4 protein-coding genes are annotated in these 2,541 nt (G+C 70.9%); all 4 read right to left on the bottom strand.

The annotated features are described in order from the left end of the window. A partial coding sequence (locus NTX40_00375; protein MCX5647547.1) for an FAD-dependent oxidoreductase occupies positions 1 to 656 on the bottom strand: 656 nt, incomplete at its 3' end. After that, the gene (locus NTX40_00370; GenBank protein ID MCX5647546.1) at positions 653 to 1,207 is read right to left on the bottom strand and encodes a DUF2062 domain-containing protein; all 555 of its coding nucleotides are present in this window, start codon (positions 1,205 to 1,207) and stop codon (positions 653 to 655) included. The genes NTX40_00370 and NTX40_00375, both read right to left, overlap by 4 nt. A gap of 38 nt (positions 1,208 to 1,245) precedes the next feature. Continuing rightward, positions 1,246 to 2,307 (bottom strand): lipopolysaccharide heptosyltransferase II, encoded by a 1,062-nt coding sequence (waaF, locus tag NTX40_00365; GenBank protein ID MCX5647545.1) that lies wholly within the window; start codon positions 2,305 to 2,307, stop codon positions 1,246 to 1,248. Further along, on the bottom strand, positions 2,304 to 2,541 hold a 238-nt coding region (locus NTX40_00360; protein MCX5647544.1), incomplete at its 5' end, for a hypothetical protein. The genes NTX40_00360 and waaF, both read right to left, overlap by 4 nt.

Below are 2,541 nucleotides of genomic sequence, written 5' to 3'. Positions count from 1 at the left end.
GCCCGCCCCCCGGCCCCGATGATCGCCCGCGCCGCCGTGTGCCGCCGAACCGCAATCCCGTTCTTCTCCAGCAGGTCCTCAACCAGGCGAGAGGCTTTTTCGTCGAGCATTTCCGGCCAGTACGAGGGCCCGTCCACCAGTTGCGTGACCTCGATGCCGCATCCGACGAGGCTCTGGGCCAGCGTCAGGCCGACGAGCCCGGCGTCGAGGATGACGGCGCGGCGGACATCCTTGAGCGCCTCGCGGACCTTGACCGCGCCGTGCAGCGTGTCGAACCGGACCACGCCTTCGAGGTCGGCGCCGGGGAGGTCGAGGGGCGCCGCCTCGGTTCCCGTCGCCACCAGGAGCCGGCTGTAGTTCACGCGCTGGCCCGAGGCGAACACGACTTCGTGGGTCTCCGGCGCCACGCGCACGATCCGCGTCGCGAGGAACAGGTCGATGCGTTCTCGGCGATAGGCGTTTCGGCCCTGGAAGATGAGTTCCGAGAGCGTCAGGTTCCCGGCCAGGAAGTCGCCGAGTTGTCGCCGAAGGTAGAAGGGGTGCGGTTCCTGGGAGAAGAGGGTGATCTGGGCGCCGGTGTCTGCCCGGCGAAGGGCCTTGGCGGCCCGGAACCCCGCCGCTCCGTTGCCGAGGATGACGAAATGGTCGCTCGTCACGGCCGTGTCCCCGACTCGCCATCCGGCCGGTCGGCGCCGCGCGCCGCTGCTTTCGCCAAGTGTCTCTGGTGCACGCGCCGGTACGTCGTGATGAGGTAGTACATGACCCCGTACGCCAGCGCCCCGGCGACAAGGCCTACGAGGGCGCAGCCCGCCCACAGCGGGGCCGCCCCGCGCAGCATCAGGCTCCACCAGGCCCGCGCGAGTACGCCCCAGCCGAGGCTGGGGTCCATGGCGGCCGCCATTGCGCCTTCGATCTCCTTCAGGCCGGGCCCGCCTACGAGCGCACGGCCCACGAGGTAGTTGAACGAGTAGACCGGGACGGCCGTCAGCGGGTTCGTGATCCACGCCATCGGGACGCCGGAGACCTTGTTGGCCCCGAGAAGCGTGGCCACAAGGACGGTCAGGGCCATCTGGATGCCCATCGTCGGCGTCAGGGCGATGAACACGCCGATCGCCACCCCGAATGCGATTCGGTGGGGCGATTCGTCCAGGTGCAGCAGATGGACGAACCAGTTGCGCAGTTTTTGCCACCCCCTACGAAACGGCACGGCGACAGTCCCTCCCCGGACAGGGGCGCGGGGGTTTTTCATCCGGCCCCGCGCCAGACTTCGATCGCCACGTCGGCCACCTCGTCGGCGCCGATGTTCCTCAGGCAGCACAGGGCGAGCGACCCGCCCGCGTACAGGCACTCGCGCCGATAACACGGGCTGCACGGCGCCCGCCCGGAAAGCACGCGGTGGCCCGGCCCGTACGGCCCCGTCCGGCGGGCGCTCGTCGGCCCGAAAACCGCCACCACCGGGATCCCCATGGCTGCCGCGATGTGCATCGGGCCCGAGTCGTCGCTCACCAGGACGCGTGCCCCGGCGATGACGGCGACTAACTGTTTTAACGTCGTCCGGTTCGTCAGGTCAATAGGCGCGCTGCTGGCCCGGCCCGAGATCGTCCGACCGGCCGGAATCGCCGCCTCGCCACCCACCAGGACCGACCGCGCCCCGACGCACTCGTAAAGCCGGTCGGCGACCTCGGCGAACCGCTCCGCCGGCCACTGCTTCGTCTCCCAGCGCGCGTAGGCGCAGACGATCGCGTACGGCGCCCCCTTCTGGAGGCCCGCTTCCTCCAGGCGCCGCCGCGCCGCAGACCGCGCCGCCTCGGACACCGGCAAGTGGTCCGTCGCCTTCGGCGCCGCGAGGCCCACGTGCCTCGCCACCGCCAGGTACCGGTCCACCGCGTGCACTTCCTCCCGCGCGAGGGCGACCTCGGACGTGTAGAACAGCGGCGCCATCTCCCGCGCCTCGCGGAAGCCCACGCGGTTCGGCGCCCCCGTCGCCAGCGCCGCCAGGCCGCTCCGAAACAGCCCCTGAAGGTCCAGCACCGTCGTGAACCGCTTCCGCCGCAGACCCTTCAGGAACCCGAGGAAATCCAGCATGGCGCCGACGCTCCGGCCGGCGCGGCCGAAACGGCGCCGATCAAACAGAATGACCTCCTCCAGCCGCGGATGACCCTCCACGAGATCCGCCAGCCCGCTCGCCACCAGCCACGACACGCGCGCGTCCGGATGCGCCTCCTTCAGGGCCGTCAGCACCGGCAGCGCCTGGACGATGTCGCCCATGCTCGAAGGCTTGATGATCAGCGTCCGCGAAAAGTTCATGCCGAACCGTTTCCCCGCGCCTTTCGGCGAAGGGCCTCCCTCTTCTTCTCCGACAGGCGCGCTATCCGCCGCCACCACCCCCGCAGCCGCTCACCCGGCTCCGCGCGCCCGCGCCGCCGACGCGTCGTGATCGGCGCCAGGCACCCCGCCGGCGCCAGGTACGCCCGCAGAAACCGCAGGCGGTCCGTCTGGCGCGCGACGCCCCATTCGTCCAGGCTTACGCTCAAGCGCATC

It is taken from the genome of Planctomycetota bacterium (genome assembly GCA_026387035.1).
GTDB lineage: Bacteria > Planctomycetota > Phycisphaerae > FEN-1346 > FEN-1346 > JAPLMM01.
The sequence above is the reverse complement of the archived record's forward strand: the minus strand, read 5'-3'. Positions and strand labels throughout refer to the sequence as shown.